Origin of the sequence: Maribacter sp. MMG018 (genome assembly GCF_018100785.1) — a bacterium.
Lineage (GTDB): Bacteria > Bacteroidota > Bacteroidia > Flavobacteriales > Flavobacteriaceae > Maribacter.
In genome coordinates, this window is the sequence record NZ_JAGJEC010000002.1 from 1,007,178 (window position 1) to 1,028,393 (window position 21,216).

Genomic DNA, 21,216 nt, shown 5'->3' on the forward strand with positions numbered 1-21,216 from the left:
GGATTATTTGATGGACAACAAAAGGTTAAATTAAAGAAGGAACCTCTTTGGTCCTTCCCCCGGATTATTGGCCTTTATACAAACCCCACAGAAACAAGCATCTATCCTAGTTGACCTATCCACTTTCGCAAACACCAAAAAATCCATTACATTAGTCGTCGCCATTACATAGACCTGCATACTGGGGAATATGAAACGAAAGACGATTTGAAAACGGAAACGGACATAGAAACCATTTCGGAACTGGAAAAGTGGCTAAAGGATAACTGCTACCCCATGCACGGGTATAGCATTAATGGAAATGCTATTTACGAAGGCTATGGACTCGAAAAAAACGGCAAGCGTTTTCAATGGTTTTATACCGAACGAGGGGCCAAACAGCCCTTAAAATATTTCGCGACCGAAAAGAAAGCTGTAGCCTACGCCTTGAAAAAAATAAAAGCCGATGAGCATGCCAATCGGAATTATATTGGAATGTACACATCGGAAGGGAAAGTTGAAAAAATTTTATCGGAACTCAATAAACGCGGAGTTGAATATTGGACCGACAAAATTCCCTATGGTGGTCCGCAAGACTGGCGGACCCGTATTTTTGTACTTGGTTGCGGAATTAAAAAAGTGCAGGATTTAATTCAAAACGAATAACACCGATGGCAATAGGATTACTATACACGAATAAAACCAACTACAGCAAATTAGTAGCCCCATGAGCAAGTTTTTAAAAACACTACCCGTTTTATTCCTGATAATTCTTGGTGGTAGGGCACAGGAGAGCAAACCAAAGGACTTTATTCCGAAAGGATATATAGAGTTTGAAACCTATTTTGGAGATCTGAATAACGATGGACAGGAGGATTGTGTGCTACTAATCAAGAAAACGGACACGAATAATGTGGTTAAAAATCGGTTCGACAAAATGGTCGACAGAAATAGACGGGGAATAATTGTATTGTTTAAAAGCAAAGACAGGTATAGGCTTGCCGATAAAAATTACGACTGTTTTTCACCTGAAAATGAGGATGGCGGGGTTTATTTTCCACCCGAATTGTCAATAGAAATTAGAGACGAAAAATTATACATCCACTATGCACACGGCAGGTATGGCTATTGGACTTACACCTTCCGCTATCAAAATGAAAATTTTGAATTGATCGGATACGATTCCAGTAGCAATCGTGGACCGATCATAACTAAAGAAACCAGCATCAACTTCTTAACAAAAAAGAAATTGACCAAAGAGAACACCAATGAGAATGCGGAAGGCGGTGATGAAATTTTTAAGGAAACCTGGAATACGATTGAAATAGAAAAGCTGCTAAAACTCTCTAAAATAAAAGACTTTGATGAATTGGACATGTACCATTATTAAATATAAAACTGTCCAAAACAAAGACTTAAGGTAAAAAACAAACAGATTCTTCCTTGATCCGAGACCATACTTTTCTAGGCCATTGATTCTATAAAACAGATTCTTTGGGCTTTTTTATTCGATTCACCTTCTATTGATCTAGACAACACCGAAACCTTGGTTGCATCGTATGCCCTACCGGATTTTGTTATCTTTAAACAATAAAAAAAGGAAACAGAAATGGCGGCACCATACCCATCTACGGGTACCAATAAATAATGTCCAAAGGCTTTTATTGCTACGTTATGCACGGCATACCACGCAACTCGCCATAGCCGTCTGGCCGTTGTATAGCATATGAAACACTAGTAACATAAAAAATCAATTTTGCGAAAATTCATTTTTGAAAAAACAAAGTACGGCTTCGAGTTGCTAATGGATTTACACAAGTTTGAGGGTAATCCAAATGTCTTCTTTGACCCCAATCCACAGACCACCGATTTTTTTGAGATTATGATTTTTGAAAAGGCGAATGGAAGCATAGAATTGAACGGGCAATTGTTGGAGATCAAGGAGAATAGCTTTTTTTTTATTTCCCCCTTCCAAAAAAAAAGCTGTATGATCGACCTATCCGGCATTAAGGGTTTTCATCTTGTATTTCAGAGTGATTTTTTATCCGACTTTTTTGGGGACAAACTGTTCACCTACCGGCTACAGTATTTTTACAATTCGCAACACCCACAATTTTTGCAACTCGGAAAAGAGGATTACACCATTATAAGTTTGGCGCTGAACGAAATTATCGCCGAGATAAAAAATTATCAAAATGATAGTCCCCATATCTTGCGCTCGCTATTGTATTTTTCTTTGTCAAAGCTCAATCGGTTGTATTCAAAATGCTATAACATTTCATCGAACACGCAATCGAATTCAAAAATCTATAAATTCAAAGAACTACTCGAACAGAAAATTCGTAGCGCGCATACGGTCAAAGAGTATTGCGAATTGCTAAAAGTAACACGCCATCAACTAAATACGATGGTCAAAGAACATACAACAAAGACAACAAAGGAAATTATCAGCAATAGGTTATTGCTTGAGATAAAAACGGAACTCCGCTATTCCGATAAAACCATATCGGAAATTGCCCATGACCTAAATTTTAGTGAGCCAAATAACTTGACACGATTTTTTATGAAAATGGAAAATATCAATCCTACCGACTACAGAAAAAATTACCAAAATGATAGTAATTATCAGTAAAGTGATACGGCGATTAGGCTATTAAACCTGATTTTTGTCAAAAACAAAAAATGTAAGTCATGACAAAATTAATTGCTTCTATCATTGCTTGGTTGGGTTTTCAAATGGCTATTGCCCAAAACGCTGAAATAAAAGTAGCCATGGTCGCCTCGAATTGGAATGTTTCAGAAGAAGCTACGTTCGAAAAATTTGACAATAGGGAAACCTTGGTATTAAACGGGGGAAGGATTACGGTTAAAGATCAAAAATTTGCAAACGGTACTATTGAAGTGGACGTATATGCAAACACAATTAGAAGTTTTGCCGGTATTACCTTTAGAAGGCAAAATAACGATATGGAAGAAGTATATATGCGAATGCATAAATCGAACCAAGTTGATGCCGTTCAGTATACGCCCATATTTAACAATGAATCGAATTGGCAATTATATAGGGAGCAACAAGCAAGGGTCTCATTTAAGGAAACAGGCTGGAACAGCTTACGAATAGAAGTAAACAACCAAAGTGCCGAGGTTTTTGTAAACGATAAAAAAGTCATGACAATTGACCAACTAAGAACAGCCCATAATACGGGCGAAATTGGGCTTTTTGCCTTGTTCCCAAATCGGTTCTCCAACTTTAGGTTTACACCCAAAGAAGCCGTAGAAAGTACCAAAAAAGACAGCATTGCCCCTGTTGACCCTGCAATTATTACAAAATGGGAAATAACGGAATCAAAACCCTACAAGGCAGAAGAGATACACTATGAAAATTTTTTAAAGGAAGAATACATTACCGTTGCAACCGAGGCGACAGGTCTTTTGCCTATTTCCAAATACATAAAAAAGTCATCTTCCGGCAACTTCGAACAGAATGGGGAAGATTATATCGTAGCATCAACTACGGTACATTCCGATAATGACGAAACAAAACTTTTCTCATTTGATTATAGTGACAGAATAATAGTCTATTTAAACGGAAAAGCAATTTTTAAGGGCAATAATGCCTTTAGGGCAAAAGGAATTCAATACATGGGACATATTGATATCAATACCAATAAATTATACCTGCCCCTCAAAAAAGGAGTAAACAAAATTCATTGTGTTGTTATGGATAAGGCAAACGGTTGGGGGTTAATTGCCAAATTGGAATAAAAAATACGCTTTACAACAAAAGGAACCGTTGTAGCCAATTAAAGAATCACTCGAATTTTGATTGAAATTCGAGTGATAATTGTAAATTAACTATTGATCTAATCGTTGCTTTACTGATTGAGCCGTGTCTAAAATAGATTTCTGAAAGGAAATAGGCTTCCAATCAAACACTTCCTTTGTTTTGCTTACATCTGCATTATAAGTGTTTCCGATAAAAGGCTTCATACCTTTTAAATCACTGTTAAACTTAGACATGAATTTTAGCAGGAAATTTGGACCTTCGAGTGTACTAACTTTTTCATTTCCATTTGATTTTAGAATTTGGGCCATTTCTTTAAATGAATATGGATTTTCGGTCGCCACAACAAATCGTTGTCCATTAGCTTTCTCATTTTCTAAAGCCTTCACGTGAATACTGGCAATATCCCTTACATCTGACATATTAATACGCACTTTGGCAAGCATTGGCATTTTACCAGATATCATGTCTTTAACAATATTCATTGATTCACCAGAGAGTTTATCTGACAAGGTCGGGCCCCAAATCGGACCTGGATTAATAACGACCAATTCCAACTTATTATCACCTTTTTGAGTTTCAATAAAATCCCAGGCACTCTTTTCTGCAAGGGTCTTACTTTTTACATAGGCGGACATATTTTTAGCATTCGGATTAGTCCATGTATCTTGATCTATATTCAACGACTTATTTGCATCACCGAACATAGCTACTATAGAAGAAGTTAAAACTACGCGTTTCACACCAGTACTTTTAGCAAATTTTAAAGCTCGTTGTGTACCTTCAATAGCAGGTTTTATTAGCTCATTTTCATCTTTGGGTTCACTTGCTACATAAGGCGAAGCAATATGTAGAACATAATCACAATCTTGCATTGCTTCCATCCAACCTTCATCTTTTAAAAGGTTAAGTTCGCAAAACTCTAAATTACCATTAGGTTCAACTTCTTTTTTTATTGCCCTTGTTAATTGCCCTGTTTTAGATAAGTTTCTAACTGAACCTTTAACTGCATAACCATTTTTCAACAGTTCCACTGCTGCGTGCAGACCAACATATCCTGAAACGCCCGTTACCAATACTTTTTTCATTTTATTATATCTTATTTACATCAAAATATTACTTGCAAATTGCAAGCAAAGATAACTTATTACTTTTATTTTGCAAGTAATAAACAATAAAAACGTATTTTTACAGAATCGTATTAAGGTTATACTACATTTAAAATGGAACATAAATTTAGATGCAACTGCCCAATTACCAGTGCTATTGATATTATTGGAGACAAATGGTCTTTAGTAATTATCAAACAAATGTTGACCGAAGAGAAAAAAACGTTTAAAGATTTTATTGAGAGCGAAGAAGCTATCGCAACAAATATCTTGTCATCGAGATTAAAAATGCTCGAAGAATTTAAAATTATAATGAAGGGAAAACTTCCTGAAAACAAAAAAACAAACATATATACCTTAACCGAAAGGGGACTTGCACTAGCACCATTGATTGTAGAACTATCAATTTGGAGCGATAATCATCTACGGGAATTTCATTCAGATCTATATGCAGGAGAACAGCTAGATATGATAAGAAGTAACAAAGAAAAGTTTATTAAAGTTATAGTAGAAAATTACAAGAAAAATAACTGGCTAGAACACCGGTAACCCTTGCGCAAGCCTTTTATTACCACGACAGCTATTGATATAAACCTCCTATACGGAGCATAAAACCATAAAAAAAATCATTCTATCATAAGGTAGAATGATTTTTAATTAATAAGTACTCTCTTTCAGAATTAATCTGTAGTAATTTTTATCAATAAAGTACTTTTACGAATCTTGCATGGTATCGGTAATGATAATTTCTCGCAAAGAAACTGATTGTGGTAATTCATAGGCATACTTAATTGTTTTTGCTACATCATTTGCTGTAATATTTACTGCCCCAACAGCATTTTGCCAATCTTTATAACCATCAATTATATTCTGGTCTGTAGTATGGCTTAACAGTTCTGTTTGAACTGCTCCTGGCATTATTGATAACACCCTAACATTAAAAGGGGACATCTCACCACGAGCCACCCTAGTTAATCCTGTAACACCAAATTTACTAGCACAATAAGCAGCATGATTTTCAAATGGTTGTAAACCTGCAATAGAAGATACATTTATTATAGTTCCGCTTTTACGTTCTTTCATATCATTCATAACCACTTGCATACCATTCATGACCCCCATAACGTTAACATCTAACATAGTTTTCCATTCCTTAGTATCTTGACTGGCAATATTACCTAAAAGCATTACACCCGCATTATTAACCAGTAAATCCGTTTTGCCATAAATAGCTTCGGCATCACGTACTGCAGTTTCAAATTGTTCTTTGTCAGTTACATCAACTTTTTTACAAATAACATTTGGTAAATTTAAAGATTGCATTTTTTCAATTCTACGTGCCAATAAAAGTAGCGGATAACCACTTTTTGAAAACTCTTTAGCCATTTCCAAACCAAAACCAGAACTTGCTCCTGTAATTACAACTAACTTATTATTAGTTTTCATTATAATAGATATTTAAATTTTTAATGATAATTATACCCTATGTTTCAAAGACATGGCAAAGGTATATTGTACATTTACATTCTTAAAATACCAATATTAAATACCTATTATAACTTTTACTTATGGATGGGCGATTACTAAAATTTTTTGTTGCTGTTTACGAAGAAAAAAATTTAACAAGAGCCGCTGAAAAGTGTTTTGTCTCACAACCGAACATTTCTAACGGATTAAAACAACTAGAAGAAGCACTTGGAAAACAGCTATTTGTAAGAAACAAAAGAGGGGTAGAAATTAAAGAAGATGCACATTATTTATACCCGGTAGCAAAACGATTATTAGGTGAATTAAATGCTATTCCTGAAATGTTTAAAGATGAAAATTTTAAACCTAAAATAATTATTGGCATAGCCGACAGTCTACCGCAATATCTTAAAAGTGAATTTTTTAAAAAAGCATCAGAAGTATTAGGCCCAATAGAATGGGACGTTAGACCCATTGGACATGAATGCGACATAAACTTATTAATTAGAGAATGGAAATTTGAAGAACATCTATTTTTACCTATACTTAAAGAGAATTATGTACTGTGTGTTCCCGAAAACAATCCATTGTCTAAAAAAGATAGTATTAAAATTAAAGATTTAAATGGCGAACCGTTTATTCATTGCCCTCCTTGTGAAGCCCACCAACAAAGTCTATCTATCTTAAATAATTCAGGTTTAAAATGGAATGCTGTTGCCAATTGCCAAAGTAAAAACGAGGTTTTAACGCTACTAATTTCCGGACTTGGTATTACTTTTTTACCTGAATTTTTTGTTAGTGACTGGACGGGATTTAAAGTGAAAAAACATGATGGCCCTGTAAATTTTAGAGAAATAGGCTTATCCTATGCTCCAAAAAGCTTAGAAAATTCGAAAATTTCTGAATTGATAGATTACTTTTCTAAGAATATAAATGCTTTTTTTAAATAATAAAAGCTTGCTATATCAATTTATCGCACCTGCGATTTTGAAATCTGGTTGGGATGAGCAAATACAATTAGGACGTGAAATTTTCTTTACACTTTGTAGAAGTTCAGAACAAGTATTAAAAAGTACTTTTCACCAAGGTTGTCAATACCCTTCGGGATACACACCATACATCAACCGTTGTAGTGCATTTGAGAAAAAGAAAACTTATTGGAGAATTTAAATTGAATTTACAATCAATCCAACTAATTAACGTTTGATAAAATACGCAAATAATTTAATCCCAAACCAAATGAAATTAATTGTAAAATGTAAAGATTGTCGGGAAGAAAACAAAGTGCCAAACTATGCCGAAGACCGAGTTAATTATGCAAAGGAATTTGGTGATGAATTTGATTTGAAATGTAAAAAATGTGATAAAATAAATAAATATCACGTGGACAATATAAGAGCCGAGGGATATAGTTTAGGAGAAATAATCGTAAACCGGCTGATTATAATAGGAATTGTTGCAGTAATATCAATCATTTTAAAAATAATTTTCTGGAGTAATCCGATAAGTTGGAGTTTTCTATTATTCCCAATTGCAGCCTTATTCTTTTTTAAAAATAACGACTCCAAAAAGCAACTTAATTTCAATAAGCATAAATTGAAAGGACGAGTGTCTATGGGCGGATTTAAACGATAATAATAGCGTTAAAAAAACGCACTACAACAAAGCATCGAGGTTAAAAACAACAGATCCTTCCTTGATCCGAGACCATATTATTTTAGGCCCATTGATTCTGTAAAACAGATTCTTTGGGCTTTTTCTGTAGTACGCTTTTCTGTAAAAAAATAGTATATAAATTTTTATATTGCCTTGTATTCGGATATGTTAACCTATTGTTTTACAACCGAATAAAGAGGTGTATATGTATAATGGCATGCATATACAGTTGTTAGGTGCAAGTTGACATACAACCCAAAATTAATGCGATATTTTCATATTCAGATATTAAACGGCATTCGAAAGGAATGGAGAAAAGGAGATTCTGAAAAAACAGACTTTAATAATTTTTACAAAGACATTCTCAATGGAATTGACAATATTTCAAAATTTAATTTCCAAGGCAAAAGATTAATTAAAAGAGCTGGGGAAACTCTAGACGTGGAATGGATGGATAATATAGATTATGAGTCTAAAAACTATGAAGACCTATTCTATAAAGTTCAAGATTTACTAATTGAATATGAAGGTTTGTCAAATGATTTATATAAATCACATTATCAACATTTAAAGTTAATTAGAGAAGATGTTTTTGAACAAACAAGACTTGAAATTAACCCTTTACTTCCATCAAGAAAAAAATGCATATGGTTATGCACGACTGACACAATTGAGAGTTGGTGGGATACTTTTAAAAATCACCCAAAAAAGAGAATAATAGAAATTGAGTTATCAACTATGGGAAAAAAACACGTTGCTGATGCAGAATACATAACAACGGAATTATTCAGTATTCAGGAATGGAAAACTTTAGCAACTGATTATTGGAAAGGCATAAAATCTTCTAATCCTCATTTGGAAATACTATATGAGGGGAAATTCAAGATAATTAATGAATACGAAAAAATTGAATTAATTTAAAAACCAGCATCTAATAAATATTGCAGGTAATGGCCCAGAGCTTGGTCACGAATAGGGCCCACTACCCGTACATAAACGTTGTATACATTTAGATAATAATCGAAAATAATATGGTAATCTTAGAAAGAAAAGCTTCAGTAAGAAATCATTTAAGAATAAGTTTAAATCAAAAATGGTCAAACGTTGATTTTATCAATTTCCTTACTGCAATTCAAAATATTTATGAGCTTTATATACTTAGTGAGGAAATTAATTCTATGGAAGATTTCGAAAGTTCTTTTCAATCTAATCCGACAAAAACCTCATTAATTATTACTTATCTAGAACAGAACTTTATGCAGTCAGATTCAACAATGATGATTAGAGATAAAACTGAAACTAGCATATATAACAATAATGACTCTTTAAGATTGAAGTTTTTAATAAAAAACGAATTACAAATAATAAGGATTAATTATGCATCTCCTGGATTTGCTGATATAGGTGGTTTTGGGGCAGCAATTGGTCATATAAAAGACTTAATCCTAAGAATAATTGACTTTTTTGAAAACAGAAGATCTAATAAACTTGACAACGACCGAAAAGAAATTCAAAATGATATTCTAAGAATTGATAAAACAAAAAAGATAGTTGAATTACTAAGAGATATTAATTACCCTGAAAGCAAAATTCTAAAAATATTAGAAACTGAAAATAACTCAATTAAAGCACTAAAAAGCTTGGTTGAATCTAAACAAATTGAAAACGTTGAATAAAATTACACAAAAAAACATCTATGACAAATAGAGCGAAAAGTACTACATTTAAAGGATTTGGCAATTAAAAAAATATAAACTGAAATACCAAGATCTAACCAAAACTAGTTGCCAGTTTCCTGTTCATATAAAAAATACTACCTCTTCTCCCCTATCCGTAATGCAAAACATTCCCATACATAGCCAAAAAGCATCCTTGCACTTGCTATTTGTAGATGCCTTTCATCCATCAGAGCTACCTATAAAAGCTGACCATTGGTACCTAAGATACCAACTTGCCCTACGCGACAATTCCTTTAAATTCGATGATTGGTTCACGGGAAATTTCTGGTATTTGAACGGGGGCGATAGCATCGTTTTTGAAGTCTATGCCAACGAAAGTTTCACTAACGAAACCATTAAACGCGACGATGATGTTGAACTAAAATTGTTGCTAATAGATTTTGGAAAGAATGCCATGGCCCATTTCTCCCAAATCCACGGAGGAAGCTTTGAGGTGACCGAACTTACCAAAGACGAACGCATTATCTATCGTAAAAAACAACACGGCAAAACAGGGGAATATGAGGTGCCGTTAAACGCCCTTAAATTTGAACCGATCTATCCATAACAGTTGCCAACAAAAGCAACCATTGTCCATTATCTACATCTAATGGCTAAACCGACCCTGATTATGAAAATCGTTTCTTATATATTCCCATTTTTGCTATTGCTCATTGCCTGCGACAAAGAAACGGATAACCCCATCTCGCCCACTGCATCATTACTACAAGGCAAATGGATACATAACGAGGCGTACATTAGTGCGGGCGGTCCCCAATATTGGGTAGATGTGGACAATGGGGAAGCGATTGAATTTTATATGGACGGAACATTTTCCTCGAACAGATTTACCGAATGTGACACCGGAAATTTTTGGATAGAGGAAAACACCTTGTTTCTAGAATATACCTGCGACGAGTTTGAAACACCCGCCAACAACGAGGATAGTTATATTACATATCGTTTAGAGCTATTCTCCGATTATTTTATTCTTACCCCCACCAGCGGCCCCATTTGTATCGAAGGCTGTAGCTATAAATATCAAAAGGTAGGCAATACCGATAATTAGAAAACGCTAGGCACAACCGCCCCGATACTATTATAGACTATAGGCCGTACTATCTTTTACCGAATCTAACACGAACGAGGTGTGTATGGTGGCAATGCCATTGATATTGGACAGTTTCTCGTTTAAAAGATCGTGAAATTCGGCAATGTCGTCCACGGCTACCTTTAGTAGGTAATCAAAATTACCCGACACCTGATGGCACTCCATAATATCCGGCAATAACAGTATTTCTCTTTTAAAGTTGTCGGCCATTTTCTTTTGTTGTTTTACCAAGGTAACCTGGCAATACGCGATCAGTTCTTTGCCTATTTTGGTCCTGTCCAACAAAGCGACATATGATTTAATGACCTCTTGCTGTTCCAATTTTTTAATTCTTTCATACGTAGGGGTTACACTAAGCCCTACCTTACCGGCTATTTCTTTGGTATTCTGCTTTGCATTTTCTTGCAATTGCATCAATATTTTATGATCTATCGTATCCATACTAGATTATTTTTCTGTTGTTGTACCCATTCAACCCTCGAACAATTTTAAAAAACCACATAAATCAATATAATAGTTTTATATTCTAAATTATTACAAATAAAAGTATTATTTTATTACAAATTGTAATTTTACAGTATTAAAATACCTACATAAATTACAATGATTATGAATAACGAACAACAGATAGATGAGCTGTTAACCAGTATAATTCAAGAAAAAGATAGAGTTATTGGTTACCCGGTAGCAAAGGATTTTGATTATTCAAGATTGTACGAATTTTTAAAACACCCGTTAAACAACGTTGGAGACCCCTATGAGGATAGCACCTATAAAGTACAGACACATGAGATGGAAAGAGAGGTCGTTGATTTCTTTGCGAAATTATATAGGGCGGATCCGACCGACTATTGGGGCTATGTAACCAATGGCGGTTCTGAAAGTAACCTTTACGGTCTTTATTTGGCCCGGGAATCTTTTTCGAACGCTATGGTCTATTTTTCAGAATCTACACATTACAGCGTACGAAAGAACATTCATTTATTGAACTTGCCCAGCATAACCATTAGGGCCCAAGAGAACGGTGAACTGGATTATGAGGACCTAGAGAACACTTTGTTGTTGAACAGGGACAAGCCGGCCATTGTTCTTACCACGTTCGGTACGACCATGACCGAGGCAAAGGACGATGTTTCGAAGGTGAAAAGAATACTGAAAAAACTCGCCATTCAAAATCACTATATTCACTGCGATGCCGCTTTGGCAGGTTCTTACGGTGCTTTTATAGAACCCCGTATTCCTTTTGATTTTGCGGATGGTGCCGATAGTATTTCCATAAGTGGCCATAAGTTTATCGGTTCCCCCTTCCCCTCCGGAGTTATTATCGCAAAACGCTCTTTAAGGGACAGGATCGCCAGGGGTATTTCTTATATCGGTTCTTTAGACACTACCATTACGGGATCTAGAAATGGCCATAGTCCCCTTTTCTTATGGTACGCGATTAAAAAAATGGGTATCAAAGGACTTGAGGAACGCTACCGCTATAGCTTGGAAATAGCGGAATATTGTAAAAACGAATTGATTAAAATAGGCATCAACGCATGGACCAACCCAGGGGCTATTACCGTGGTGCTGCCCAAGGTATCGGATCCCATTAAAAAGAAATGGCAATTGGCCACCGAAGATATTACCCATGTAATATGTATGCCGAACGTTACCAAACAGCAAATTGACGAGTTTATTAAAGATATAACCACAGAAAAAAATGAGGCCCTTAATGCGAACGAACAAGCATACGAGCTTATGGCGTAGATCTATGGTACTATAAAAATAAGGGAATCAATAAATGTTGTCAAAGTCCTATTTATAAGGCATACAACAATTTTGATTCCCTTTTTACTTTCCTGTTGATGGTATGTAAACCAGGTTCGTTTAGAACCTATTGCATCTCTTTGGTGAAATTATGACCGTGCAATAAGCTATCTTGTCTACTATCGTCTATTAATTTAGACAGGCGGTCGTCCAACAAATCTATATGCTTCATGGCCTGCTCAAAAGAAATTCTTTCATCCGTATTCCAAACCCTTTCCATATAAACGGGCAATCGCTTTCTTAGGCTTGGTATTTCTACTGCTTCCGATTGCTCCCAAGAACACATTTGTGCCCCGATCACCAACGGTGATTTTTCTATTTGTATAGGGTCGTACGAGGGTGCTTTATCATACCAATTATCCCACTTCCACATGTTCCATGCATAAATGGTCTTTGGCTCCCATTTCTTTTTATTTACCACATACAGGGGTTTCCAAGAGGTATTCACCACCGTATACCCATCTTCTATCAATTGGTTCGGCAAATAACGATTGGTTTCGAACTCAAAAACGATAATATCTTTCGGAATCTTAATTTTTCCATCGGGCCTAAACCCTTCCCATACACACATTTGCTTGTTGTGTTTCTTTACAATTTGGTTCATCCTTACTAAGAAATGCCTATATAACTCGTGCACATCATTGTCTATATTGTGTTTTTTGATGTAATCCTGCACAAAGGGATCATCGGCCACTTTATCAAAAATGGCCTCGTCGCCACCAATATGAAAATAAGGACTGCTCTTGAATATGGATGCTATTTCCCCAATAATTACATCCAAGGCCCCATACCCTTCCTCTTTTCCCATATTTATGATCCAGGGGTTTGTAAGGGTATCCTGAATAGCGAATATTTCGGGATATTCTTTTACGAACGGACTAGAATGGCCCGGTATGTCTATTTCGGGAATTATGGTTATTCCCCGTAACTGTGAATATGCCTCCAGCTCTTTTAATTGCTCAAAAGAATAATGCCTGTTCGGCGTGGATAGCTTCGGATATTCTGTAGAAGGCAATGTAAAGGACTGGTAATCGGTAAAATGCAACTGTAAAAAATTGATTTTATAAAATGCCCCTAGGTCTATTATTTTTTTTAGCGTTCCTATATCGTGCCATTGTCTTGCCAGATCCACCATCAGCCCACGGTACGAAGCATCGGGGGCATCTTTTAGGGTCAATACAGGAAACATTAATTTACCTTCCTCCTCTACTACCAGTTGTAACAAGGTGGCTTTGGCCTTTGCCAATGCCTTGTAACTTGCGCCCATTACCTTAACGGTCTTGCCGATCTCAATAGAATAGGCCTCCCCTGCCATTGCAGTATCTATCTGAAAAAGTATATCCGCTTCATGGTTGTTAGTCTCTGTTGTAACCAATGTGCTATTGGTGATTTTTTGCACTTCAGAGATAAACAGGTCCAATAAAGGGTACACCTCGGCTTGTGGAGAATACAATTTACTTTGGTCGGATAAAACAAGTACTTCGTTTCCCTTTTCTATTGTTTTAGGATAGGGAACAACACTAGCTGCTACATCTTTGGGTTTGACCGTTGTAGTTTGGTCACAAGAAATAAAAAGCAGCAAAAAGATTATTAACGATACTATTTGTCTCATTATTTTTTTGGTTTGGATTGATATTATAAATATAAAGGTCGGTCGTTTAAACATTTAATGTAACAAATACCAAGCGAATAGAACATCTCTTTGGATTTTTACCGCGAGGGAATCTTCCGTACTATTTTCCCAGTGCCGTGCCAGCGATACGCTTTTCAATATCCGAAACAAAGTTCATGATTCTATCACCGGAAACCAGGTAGTTTTCGGTTCCGTATTTTTTGTCCATGGCATGTGCCAGTTCCTTCAACTCATTAAGGGTTTTGGTTAATGAAACCAAGTTTTCTTTAGTAGGTCGATCACGGTTTATTACATACCGCAGGTAAGCCTCAATATGCGGCATGCTTATCTTTATAAAATCCTCCATCAGCAAAAGCTCCCCATTGATCTTCTGATGCGCTTCTTTTGAAAGTGATTTTTTAATCGATGCCACATCAGAAATCGATTTTTGGCACATGGCCAGAGCCTTTTTACGGTCGGCAATCGCCATATGTATTATTTCTTCGGTCGGATTATAAACAAAAGCCTCTATCAAGGCATTGTTCTTAATATCGTCGGGATTCCATTTAATTATCGATTTTCCCGTATGCAGTACCTGCCCGGTCATGTAATCCAGAGAGGCTATTCTGCTATGTTCTTGAACCCAAACTCCCTTAAAATAATAGACCAAATTACCAATATCATTGGTTCTCTTTAGCACCTTTATCATTGTAGGCGCCGCTGTTTCGCCAAATTTCTCTATTGCCCAGTCTTTCCATACATCCTCTACATTTACATATGGATCTTTGGTAAAGCGTGCGAGGGCATACAAATTTATCTCGTTAAAATTATTGAACAACGTTTGGTCGTCTTCCCAATAGGTACGCATGGCCAAGGTCTTAATACTCTTATTGTGCTCAATGGCATGCTGTACCCTGGTCTGTATCTCTTCTGGGAAACAATACGGCACCAAAGACCTGCCCCAATACTCACCAACACCATCGAACAACAAAGACGCCTTGGTCTGTGTCCGCATCATAATATTGTTCGGCCCCTTGTACGGATCCCAATCTCCGGGTTGCGACTTATGTACCATTAAAAAAGACTCATTTCTACGCTCAAGCTCCTTTAGGGCCTCTAACAGCAGGTTTTCTTGATATGGATAATGGCTAAAGGTTAAAATAGAAAAGTCTTTTCCGGCACGATTGGCCCCTTTGATTACGGCGGCCATAAACTCAGTTAAATAATCGGCTTGCGAGTAATATTGGTTTTCCCCTTTATGCCATGTAATCGGTTTTTGCCATTTTATCCCCGGAAAATAATTAAGGTCGTCCAGAATGGGAGTCTCCCAGAGAAAAAAATCTGTAGCATCTACTTGGGGGAAGGCTTTAAAAAGAGCATAGGTTCTTTCTTCATAAAACTTCCAAAGTAGACCATTGTCCAAATATTTTGCTTCTGGATAAAGGCTGAAAAAGCTATTTTCATCATTACTATAATAATCCATTCCCGGTAAACTGGGTTCTCCCCCACTTAGGGTAATTCGGATCCCATGATCCTTAAACCATTTTAACCCTTTTTTATACTTGGCCAATTCTTCCGGATTTCCTTTTTTATCTATCTCTGGAAAACCTTCTATATCCAAGTATTTGTAGGTAATTGCATTTCCTCCGCCATAGATCCGTACCTCATCGACATCGTACTCAAGAATCTTCTTTTTTGTCATTTCAAAATACCCTTCCAATGCGGGATCCATGAGCAGCCCAAGCCTAAATCCAATAGCAAGGTTGTATTTCTTTTCTTCTTTGGTTTGGCCCGTTATACGAAGTGCCAGTGCCAAAACAAAAAGTAATAATAGTGTTCTCTTATTCATGATGTCTTTCATTATTTAAAGTAGCGGAATGTTTGGTTGGTTATTATTGTTGGTTGAATTGAAATACTTCGGATGGTGTTCTGGCCGTATTGAAAATACCTTCCATTTTTTTAACAACATCTGGGTGTTTGTCCGCTATATTATTTGTTTCCCCGATATCCGTTTTTAGGTCATATAACTCCATTTTCGCATCGGGACTTTTAAACACATTGTAACGCACGGCCTTCCAATCGCCCAAACGTATAGCCTGTCGCCCGCCCATTTCATGAAACTCCCAATACAGGTATTCGTGTTTCTTCTGTTTATCGTTTTCCCCTAACAAGGTGGGCAGAAAAGAAATTCCGTCAATATTCGAAGGAGATGCTACACCGGCAATATCCGAGAAGGTAGGCAGTACGTCCCAAAAGGCCGAAACAAGTTCCGTTTTACTATTTGGTTCAATTTTTCCTGGCCATTTTGCAATCATGGGCACACGTATTCCCCCTTCGTAAAGATCTCTTTTAATCCCCTTTAACGGCCCGTTGCTATCAAAATATTCCGGGTCCGCCCCTCCTTCATCATGTGGGCCGTTGTCTGAAGTGAATATGATGATCGTATTGTCAGAAATACCCATATCCTCTACCTTCTTAACTATTTCCCCTACCTGCACATCCAACACTTCTATCATGGCCGCAAACGCCGCATGGGGCGTCTCTTGGGCACCATAATAACCACCTTCATATGGTTTTTCTGGAGGAAATTTGCCTGAATATTTCTTTAAAATATCTTCTGGTGCGGCCAATTCCGCATGTGGAATAACCGAAGGCACAAACAAGAAAAAGGGATTGTCCTTATTGGTTTCTATAAATTGAAGCGTCTTTTCTTGAATTAGATTAGGCGCATATATTTCTTTCTTTCCATTTTTATTTCCGGCTAGTACAATAGAATCCGTATTGCTCCACAGATGATCGGGATAATAATGATGTGCCTGTCGTTGGCAATTATACCCATAGAATTCATCAAAACCTTGTTTGGTCGGGTCGCCTTCAGAACCCGGATACCCAAGACCCCATTTTCCAAAAGCCCCGGTCACATAGCCCGCTTTTTTTAAGGCTTTGGCAACCGTATAGGTACTGTCAGGTATGGGGTACTGCCCCTCTGGCTCCAACTCTTTGTTTCCCCTCACCACGGTATGCCCGGTTGTCATCCCCGTCATTAAAGCACAGCGAGAGGGCGCACAAACACTTGTGCCCGCATAATGTTGGGTAAAGACCATACCCTCCGCGGCCAGTTTATCTATATTCGGAGTATTAAATTTCTCTTGTCCAAAACAACTTAAGTCCCCATAACCAAGGTCATCCGCAATTATGTATATGATATTTGGTTTCTGAACCATCTTATCTCCCGCTATTTCAGCGGTGTCAACTTCGGCTTTTTTCCCTTGGTCTTTACAGCCTACAAGGGCCATTATAAAAAGTACTGGGAGCAAATAAATTGTTCTGTTTTTCATATCGGACTATTTAAACATTATGTGGATTTATATATAGGCACCAATACATACAATGAACGACCCTTAGTCATATCATTTAAAATTAACATGTATCGTATTCCCTTCTCTAATATACCTATCAAATATTGTTTTGTTTTCATCATCCACGACTTTTACATGAAGTTTTTTTCCTTTTCTTTCTACATAAATATCAAAGTCTTCACCAAATGCCTTTATTCTTTTTAGAGCCATATGGTCCCATTTTTTTGGTAATCGGGGCGTGCTTTTAAAACTATGTAATCCTGTTGGTACAATACCGAAAACCCCTTCTGTGAACACACGACAATAAAGACCACTCTCGGCGGACAACTGTGCCATATTACCTTCTGGGTACGCTTCCACTACATAGGGCACGCGATCACCCAAAAGTCGTTTTGTGGAGAACTCATCCAATTTCTCCAACGATTCTTCGGTATTACCGGCCAAGAATGTACCTCTTAATGCATATAAGGTGCCCCTGTCCCAGAAAATTTCTGAAATAGCCTTGTTCTCATCATTTTTTTCGACATGTACCCCGTTCTCCGACCACAGCTTTTCAAAAAGAGCTTTTATCGTACCTTCTTTACGGTCGTTGATCCCTACCACAAGGGGCAAGCAGATCCAATGTCTTAATTTGGTATGTTCTTTATAATATTTATAAGTATCGATACCTTCAATAGTGGCCCCAAAATAAGCTTCTATTGCCTTTTTTAAAGTTTTGGCCTGTTTTGAATATGTTTGTAACTCCCTACCGTTCACGTTTAACGAACGCCCCAGGTTTACGGCCAACCCTAAGGCGCCGTAGTACAAACTGGAAGTAGATAAATTAGCAGTTCCGGTAGCGATTCTACCTTCCATCTCATCCGATTCTGAAGCTACCACTCCCTCATCGTTCAATTGCCTTCTATTGTACTCTAAACACCAAGTAATCAAAGGCCATAGCTCTTTGGCAATATTCTTATCACCACTTGCCAAGGCAAATTGTGCGGCCCCATAAGCGATCATTGCAGCATCTCCCCTATCTAAGGTGCTTTTGGGTGCATCGCCTTCCATTTCAAAAGAATACGGAAGGTTCGTGTACGCATCGTTTGTTTCCTTATCAAAAATTCTGTAAACGTTTAAAGACGCTTCGTTTCCGGTGGCATACCCTAAATATGGAAAAAAGGGACCTACGTATTCCGCTTGGTCATTTGCCCAAAAACCTACATAGTACCGACCTCCGCCCGGAGAGTGTGTTAATCCTAATTTTGATTCAAAAATACTTTCAGATGCCCGTATCTTAGAAAAACCGAACAAGGTATTTAAAGTAGCATCAGGGGTAACCAGTTCTAAGGAATTCTTCATTTCGGCCAAGAACTCCATACGTTCCCCGTAAAATTCCTTATCGGTAATCTGGATCCGCTCTTCATTGTTCATCGTAGCGGAGATACCGATAGAAAACGTGTACGATTCATTCGGAGCCAATGACACCTGACTCTTTATATTCGAATCTACATAAATAGTGTAGCTGCCTTTTGCCCCTTCGGTCTTTGATATGGTTTCCTTGTCCCCACCTTTTAATATTACGGTAGAAGCACCGGTATTGGTCATAGTCCATTGTTCGACAAAAAGTCGTTCACTCATAGAAGGATAAAAAGTACGGGTAAGCGTAATACCATTAACCGCTTCGTGCTTTAATGTCAGCATACCGTTAATAATAACCTCTGAAACGGGTCCGGGCACATAAATTCTATCACCTACGGCAATGGAAGGAAGAATATCGTCCGAATATGTATTTTTAAGGTAGGCCCTATAGGCTTTCCAGTCCGGATCATTGGTTTTTAAAAACGTGCGCAACTGGGGAAAAAAAATCTCACGGCTCACCGTAACGTCCCTATTCTCATCAATATCGTAGCTTACGATACCCGAAACCCTTTTTCCCGAAAGTTCAATATTATCTTTATAGGGATGGTTATCATCAGCGGTAACATTCAACCGAATTTCGTCCAACTTTTTTATTTCCCAATGTTTTTGCTGCGCCATTAGCCCCTGAAAGACCAATATGGCCGTTAAAGCCAAAATATTCTTCATTCTCATTATTATCCGTTATTTAGAAAATTCGTGGTTTTTAATCTATATTCAACAACATCCAATTATCGTTCGCTACCCCATCGAGTACATTCTCGATACAAAGGTTCCAACTAACAAAACCTACAATTTTTCCATCTTCGTCTACATGATCGTCACTTGGTGCCAAAGCAACACCGGTATCCGCATCATAGTTTTCGTGCATGGTATCATGTTCTTCTATGTCTTTCAATAATAGGTTTGCCACAGTGTTTCCCATCCACGCAATTTCTTCTTCATATCCATAATTTTTAAGACCTATGGAATAAATGTAATTTACAATTGGCCAAACGGGCCCTTGCCAGTTAGAAAAGGGAACAATTATATTTTTATTGTTATAGTCCACATCTTGAAGTGAAAGTGACCTAAAGCCATATTTTGCCTTCATATGATCGGTACTCAACAAATACTTTTCTATCATTGCCTTTCCATCTTTCATCGGTGCGATCCCTGCCATTAAAGGTACAAAAGAAGAATAGCTTATCCTTTTATAAAAACGTCCGGTCTCCCTATCCACCGTATAATATATTCTATCTTCTTTAGACCACAGGTATTCATTAATGGCCTTTTTAAGGTCTTCTGCTTTTTTGGCATACGTTTGCGCATCTTGATCCTTACCAAGTACTTTTGCTATGGCAGATTGGGCAAGGTATTCCTTATACTGTAGGGCACTGGCATCCGGAGCTAGAAAAGAGCGGGTATCCTCTTGAAAATAATTCATGGCGGGGTTGTTGTCCGCACCGCTTTGCATGGCAATATCCCAATAAAAAAGTCCTGTTTTTTCGTCTTGTTGTGTACGCTCCCTATAGGACAATACTTTTTTCAACTGCTCGTAATAAGGTGCTATCCAAGAAAAATCATTTGCACCTTTTGAAGACAAATAGACCCCTTGAGATAAATAGGGTTTCATGGCAAATTTTCCAAAAATGGGCCTTGGTCCTTTCGTGGTGGCACAACCCGAGACATATCCCTCTTCATCGATCCCCTTTATCAAGTTCAAGGCCCAGTATTTTAAGTATTCCGGTTTTCCTTTACTTACAAAGTAATTGCCCATAAAAAAGCCGTCCCAATCCCACATTTGCTTATAAAAACCGGAGGGAATAAGGTACGGATGCTCTAAATAACCTTCTGCCGGTTGAATCACTTTTTTGGCCTGTTGCTCAAAGCTTTCGCTTAATTGCGTATGTAATTTTTTTAGATGTTCTTTATTCGAAAATCCATCCACTACATCCGTATTTTTTATTGTTTCATTCTTAGTTGCTTTTTCCTTTTTTTTACAACTTGCCATAGCCACTAAGGCTATACATAGTAGAAGTGTTTTTTTCATCTATCTCTTAGTTCTAATGATATGCGGTCTTATGGAACGAATATCTTTTTTTCAAAATCTGAAACCTCTGGCGAGGTCTAATTAAATACTTACTTACCGTAAAACTGGTTGAATCGATTTTAGTACCTTTTGGTTTTATGAACAATCTTACCTTGTTCATAAACAACATTAGCCGAAAA

The 21,216-nt window shown here is 37.0% G+C and carries 21 protein-coding genes; 12 read left to right on the forward strand and 9 right to left on the reverse strand.

What is annotated here, in order from left to right:
• Positions 1-207 precede the first annotated feature (207 nt).
• Together J8L85_RS12730 and J8L85_RS12735 are read left to right on the forward strand one after the other, a co-directional pair.
• Positions 208-645, forward strand: coding sequence for a hypothetical protein (locus J8L85_RS12730; RefSeq protein WP_211017760.1), 438 nt, complete (start codon positions 208-210; stop codon positions 643-645).
• Between the two features lie 61 nt (positions 646-706).
• Positions 707-1,369: a hypothetical protein gene (locus J8L85_RS12735; RefSeq protein ID WP_211017761.1), complete on the forward strand. Its 663-nt coding sequence runs from the start codon at positions 707-709 to the stop codon at positions 1,367-1,369.
• A 74-nt stretch (positions 1,370-1,443) separates the two neighbouring features.
• Here the strand turns inward: J8L85_RS12735 and J8L85_RS12740 are convergent, their stop codons facing one another.
• Positions 1,444-1,659: a hypothetical protein gene (locus J8L85_RS12740; RefSeq protein WP_211017762.1), complete on the reverse strand. Its 216-nt coding sequence runs from the start codon at positions 1,657-1,659 to the stop codon at positions 1,444-1,446.
• 76 nt (positions 1,660-1,735) lie between these two features.
• Here J8L85_RS12740 and J8L85_RS12745 point away from each other — a divergent pair, with 76 nt between their 5' ends.
• Both J8L85_RS12745 and J8L85_RS12750 read left to right on the forward strand, forming a co-directional pair.
• Complete coding sequence (locus J8L85_RS12745; RefSeq protein ID WP_247656652.1) at positions 1,736-2,611, forward strand: AraC family transcriptional regulator; 876 nt, start codon at positions 1,736-1,738, stop codon at positions 2,609-2,611.
• Between the two features lie 59 nt (positions 2,612-2,670).
• A complete protein-coding gene (locus tag J8L85_RS12750) occupies positions 2,671-3,744 on the forward strand; it encodes a family 16 glycoside hydrolase (RefSeq protein ID WP_211017763.1) in 1,074 nt (357 codons plus the stop codon).
• 90 nt (positions 3,745-3,834) lie between these two features.
• On the opposite strand, the gene J8L85_RS12755 is transcribed toward J8L85_RS12750, so the two are convergent.
• Positions 3,835-4,851, reverse strand: coding sequence for an aldehyde reductase (locus J8L85_RS12755; protein ID WP_211017764.1), 1,017 nt, complete (start codon positions 4,849-4,851; stop codon positions 3,835-3,837).
• A 135-nt stretch (positions 4,852-4,986) separates the two neighbouring features.
• Here J8L85_RS12755 and J8L85_RS12760 point away from each other — a divergent pair, with 135 nt between their 5' ends.
• A complete protein-coding gene (locus J8L85_RS12760) occupies positions 4,987-5,421 on the forward strand; it encodes a helix-turn-helix domain-containing protein (protein WP_247656653.1) in 435 nt (144 codons plus the stop codon).
• A 165-nt stretch (positions 5,422-5,586) separates the two neighbouring features.
• On the opposite strand, the gene J8L85_RS12765 is transcribed toward J8L85_RS12760, so the two are convergent.
• A complete protein-coding gene (locus J8L85_RS12765) occupies positions 5,587-6,318 on the reverse strand; it encodes an SDR family oxidoreductase (RefSeq protein WP_211017765.1) in 732 nt (243 codons plus the stop codon).
• 122 nt (positions 6,319-6,440) lie between these two features.
• On the opposite strand from J8L85_RS12765, the gene J8L85_RS12770 reads away from it, so the two are divergent.
• The 6 genes from J8L85_RS12770 (at position 6,441) to J8L85_RS12795 (ending at position 10,782) form a co-directional block, all read left to right on the forward strand.
• Positions 6,441-7,289 (forward strand): LysR family transcriptional regulator, encoded by an 849-nt coding sequence (locus tag J8L85_RS12770; RefSeq protein ID WP_211017766.1) that lies wholly within the window; start codon positions 6,441-6,443, stop codon positions 7,287-7,289.
• Between the two features lie 289 nt (positions 7,290-7,578).
• Entirely contained in the window at positions 7,579-7,974 is a 396-nt protein-coding gene (locus J8L85_RS12775) for a hypothetical protein (RefSeq protein WP_211017767.1), read from the forward strand.
• Between the two features lie 285 nt (positions 7,975-8,259).
• Positions 8,260-8,916, forward strand: a complete 657-nt coding sequence (locus tag J8L85_RS12780; RefSeq protein ID WP_211017768.1) for a DUF2441 domain-containing protein — start codon at positions 8,260-8,262, stop codon at positions 8,914-8,916.
• A gap of 110 nt (positions 8,917-9,026) precedes the next feature.
• Complete coding sequence (locus J8L85_RS12785; RefSeq protein ID WP_211017769.1) at positions 9,027-9,671, forward strand: hypothetical protein; 645 nt, start codon at positions 9,027-9,029, stop codon at positions 9,669-9,671.
• A 160-nt stretch (positions 9,672-9,831) separates the two neighbouring features.
• A complete protein-coding gene (locus J8L85_RS12790) occupies positions 9,832-10,281 on the forward strand; it encodes a hypothetical protein (protein WP_211017771.1) in 450 nt (149 codons plus the stop codon).
• Between the two features lie 63 nt (positions 10,282-10,344).
• Positions 10,345-10,782, forward strand: coding sequence for a hypothetical protein (locus tag J8L85_RS12795; RefSeq protein WP_211017773.1), 438 nt, complete (start codon positions 10,345-10,347; stop codon positions 10,780-10,782).
• 30 nt (positions 10,783-10,812) lie between these two features.
• Here the strand turns inward: J8L85_RS12795 and J8L85_RS12800 are convergent, their stop codons facing one another.
• The gene (locus J8L85_RS12800) at positions 10,813-11,265 is read right to left on the reverse strand and encodes an Lrp/AsnC family transcriptional regulator (protein ID WP_211017775.1); all 453 of its coding nucleotides are present in this window, start codon (positions 11,263-11,265) and stop codon (positions 10,813-10,815) included.
• A 168-nt stretch (positions 11,266-11,433) separates the two neighbouring features.
• On the opposite strand from J8L85_RS12800, the gene J8L85_RS12805 reads away from it, so the two are divergent.
• On the forward strand, positions 11,434-12,576 hold the full coding sequence (locus J8L85_RS12805; RefSeq protein WP_247656654.1) for a histidine decarboxylase: 1,143 nt from the start codon (positions 11,434-11,436) through the stop codon (positions 12,574-12,576).
• Positions 12,577-12,703: 127 nt separating this feature from the next.
• Here J8L85_RS12805 and J8L85_RS12810 read toward each other — a convergent pair whose 3' ends face one another.
• The 5 genes from J8L85_RS12810 to J8L85_RS12830 form a co-directional block, all read right to left on the reverse strand.
• Entirely contained in the window at positions 12,704-14,248 is a 1,545-nt protein-coding gene (locus J8L85_RS12810; protein WP_211017779.1) for a family 20 glycosylhydrolase, read from the reverse strand.
• A 121-nt stretch (positions 14,249-14,369) separates the two neighbouring features.
• A complete protein-coding gene (locus J8L85_RS12815; protein ID WP_211017781.1) occupies positions 14,370-16,097 on the reverse strand; it encodes a hypothetical protein in 1,728 nt (575 codons plus the stop codon).
• A gap of 43 nt (positions 16,098-16,140) precedes the next feature.
• Positions 16,141-17,586, reverse strand: a complete 1,446-nt coding sequence (locus J8L85_RS12820) for an arylsulfatase (protein WP_211017783.1) — start codon at positions 17,584-17,586, stop codon at positions 16,141-16,143.
• Positions 17,587-17,658: 72 nt separating this feature from the next.
• Positions 17,659-19,674 (reverse strand): six-hairpin glycosidase-like protein, encoded by a 2,016-nt coding sequence (locus tag J8L85_RS12825; protein WP_211017785.1) that lies wholly within the window; start codon positions 19,672-19,674, stop codon positions 17,659-17,661.
• A gap of 37 nt (positions 19,675-19,711) precedes the next feature.
• Positions 19,712-21,037, reverse strand: a complete 1,326-nt coding sequence (locus J8L85_RS12830) for a trehalase family glycosidase (protein ID WP_211017787.1) — start codon at positions 21,035-21,037, stop codon at positions 19,712-19,714.
• Positions 21,038-21,216 lie beyond the last annotated feature (179 nt).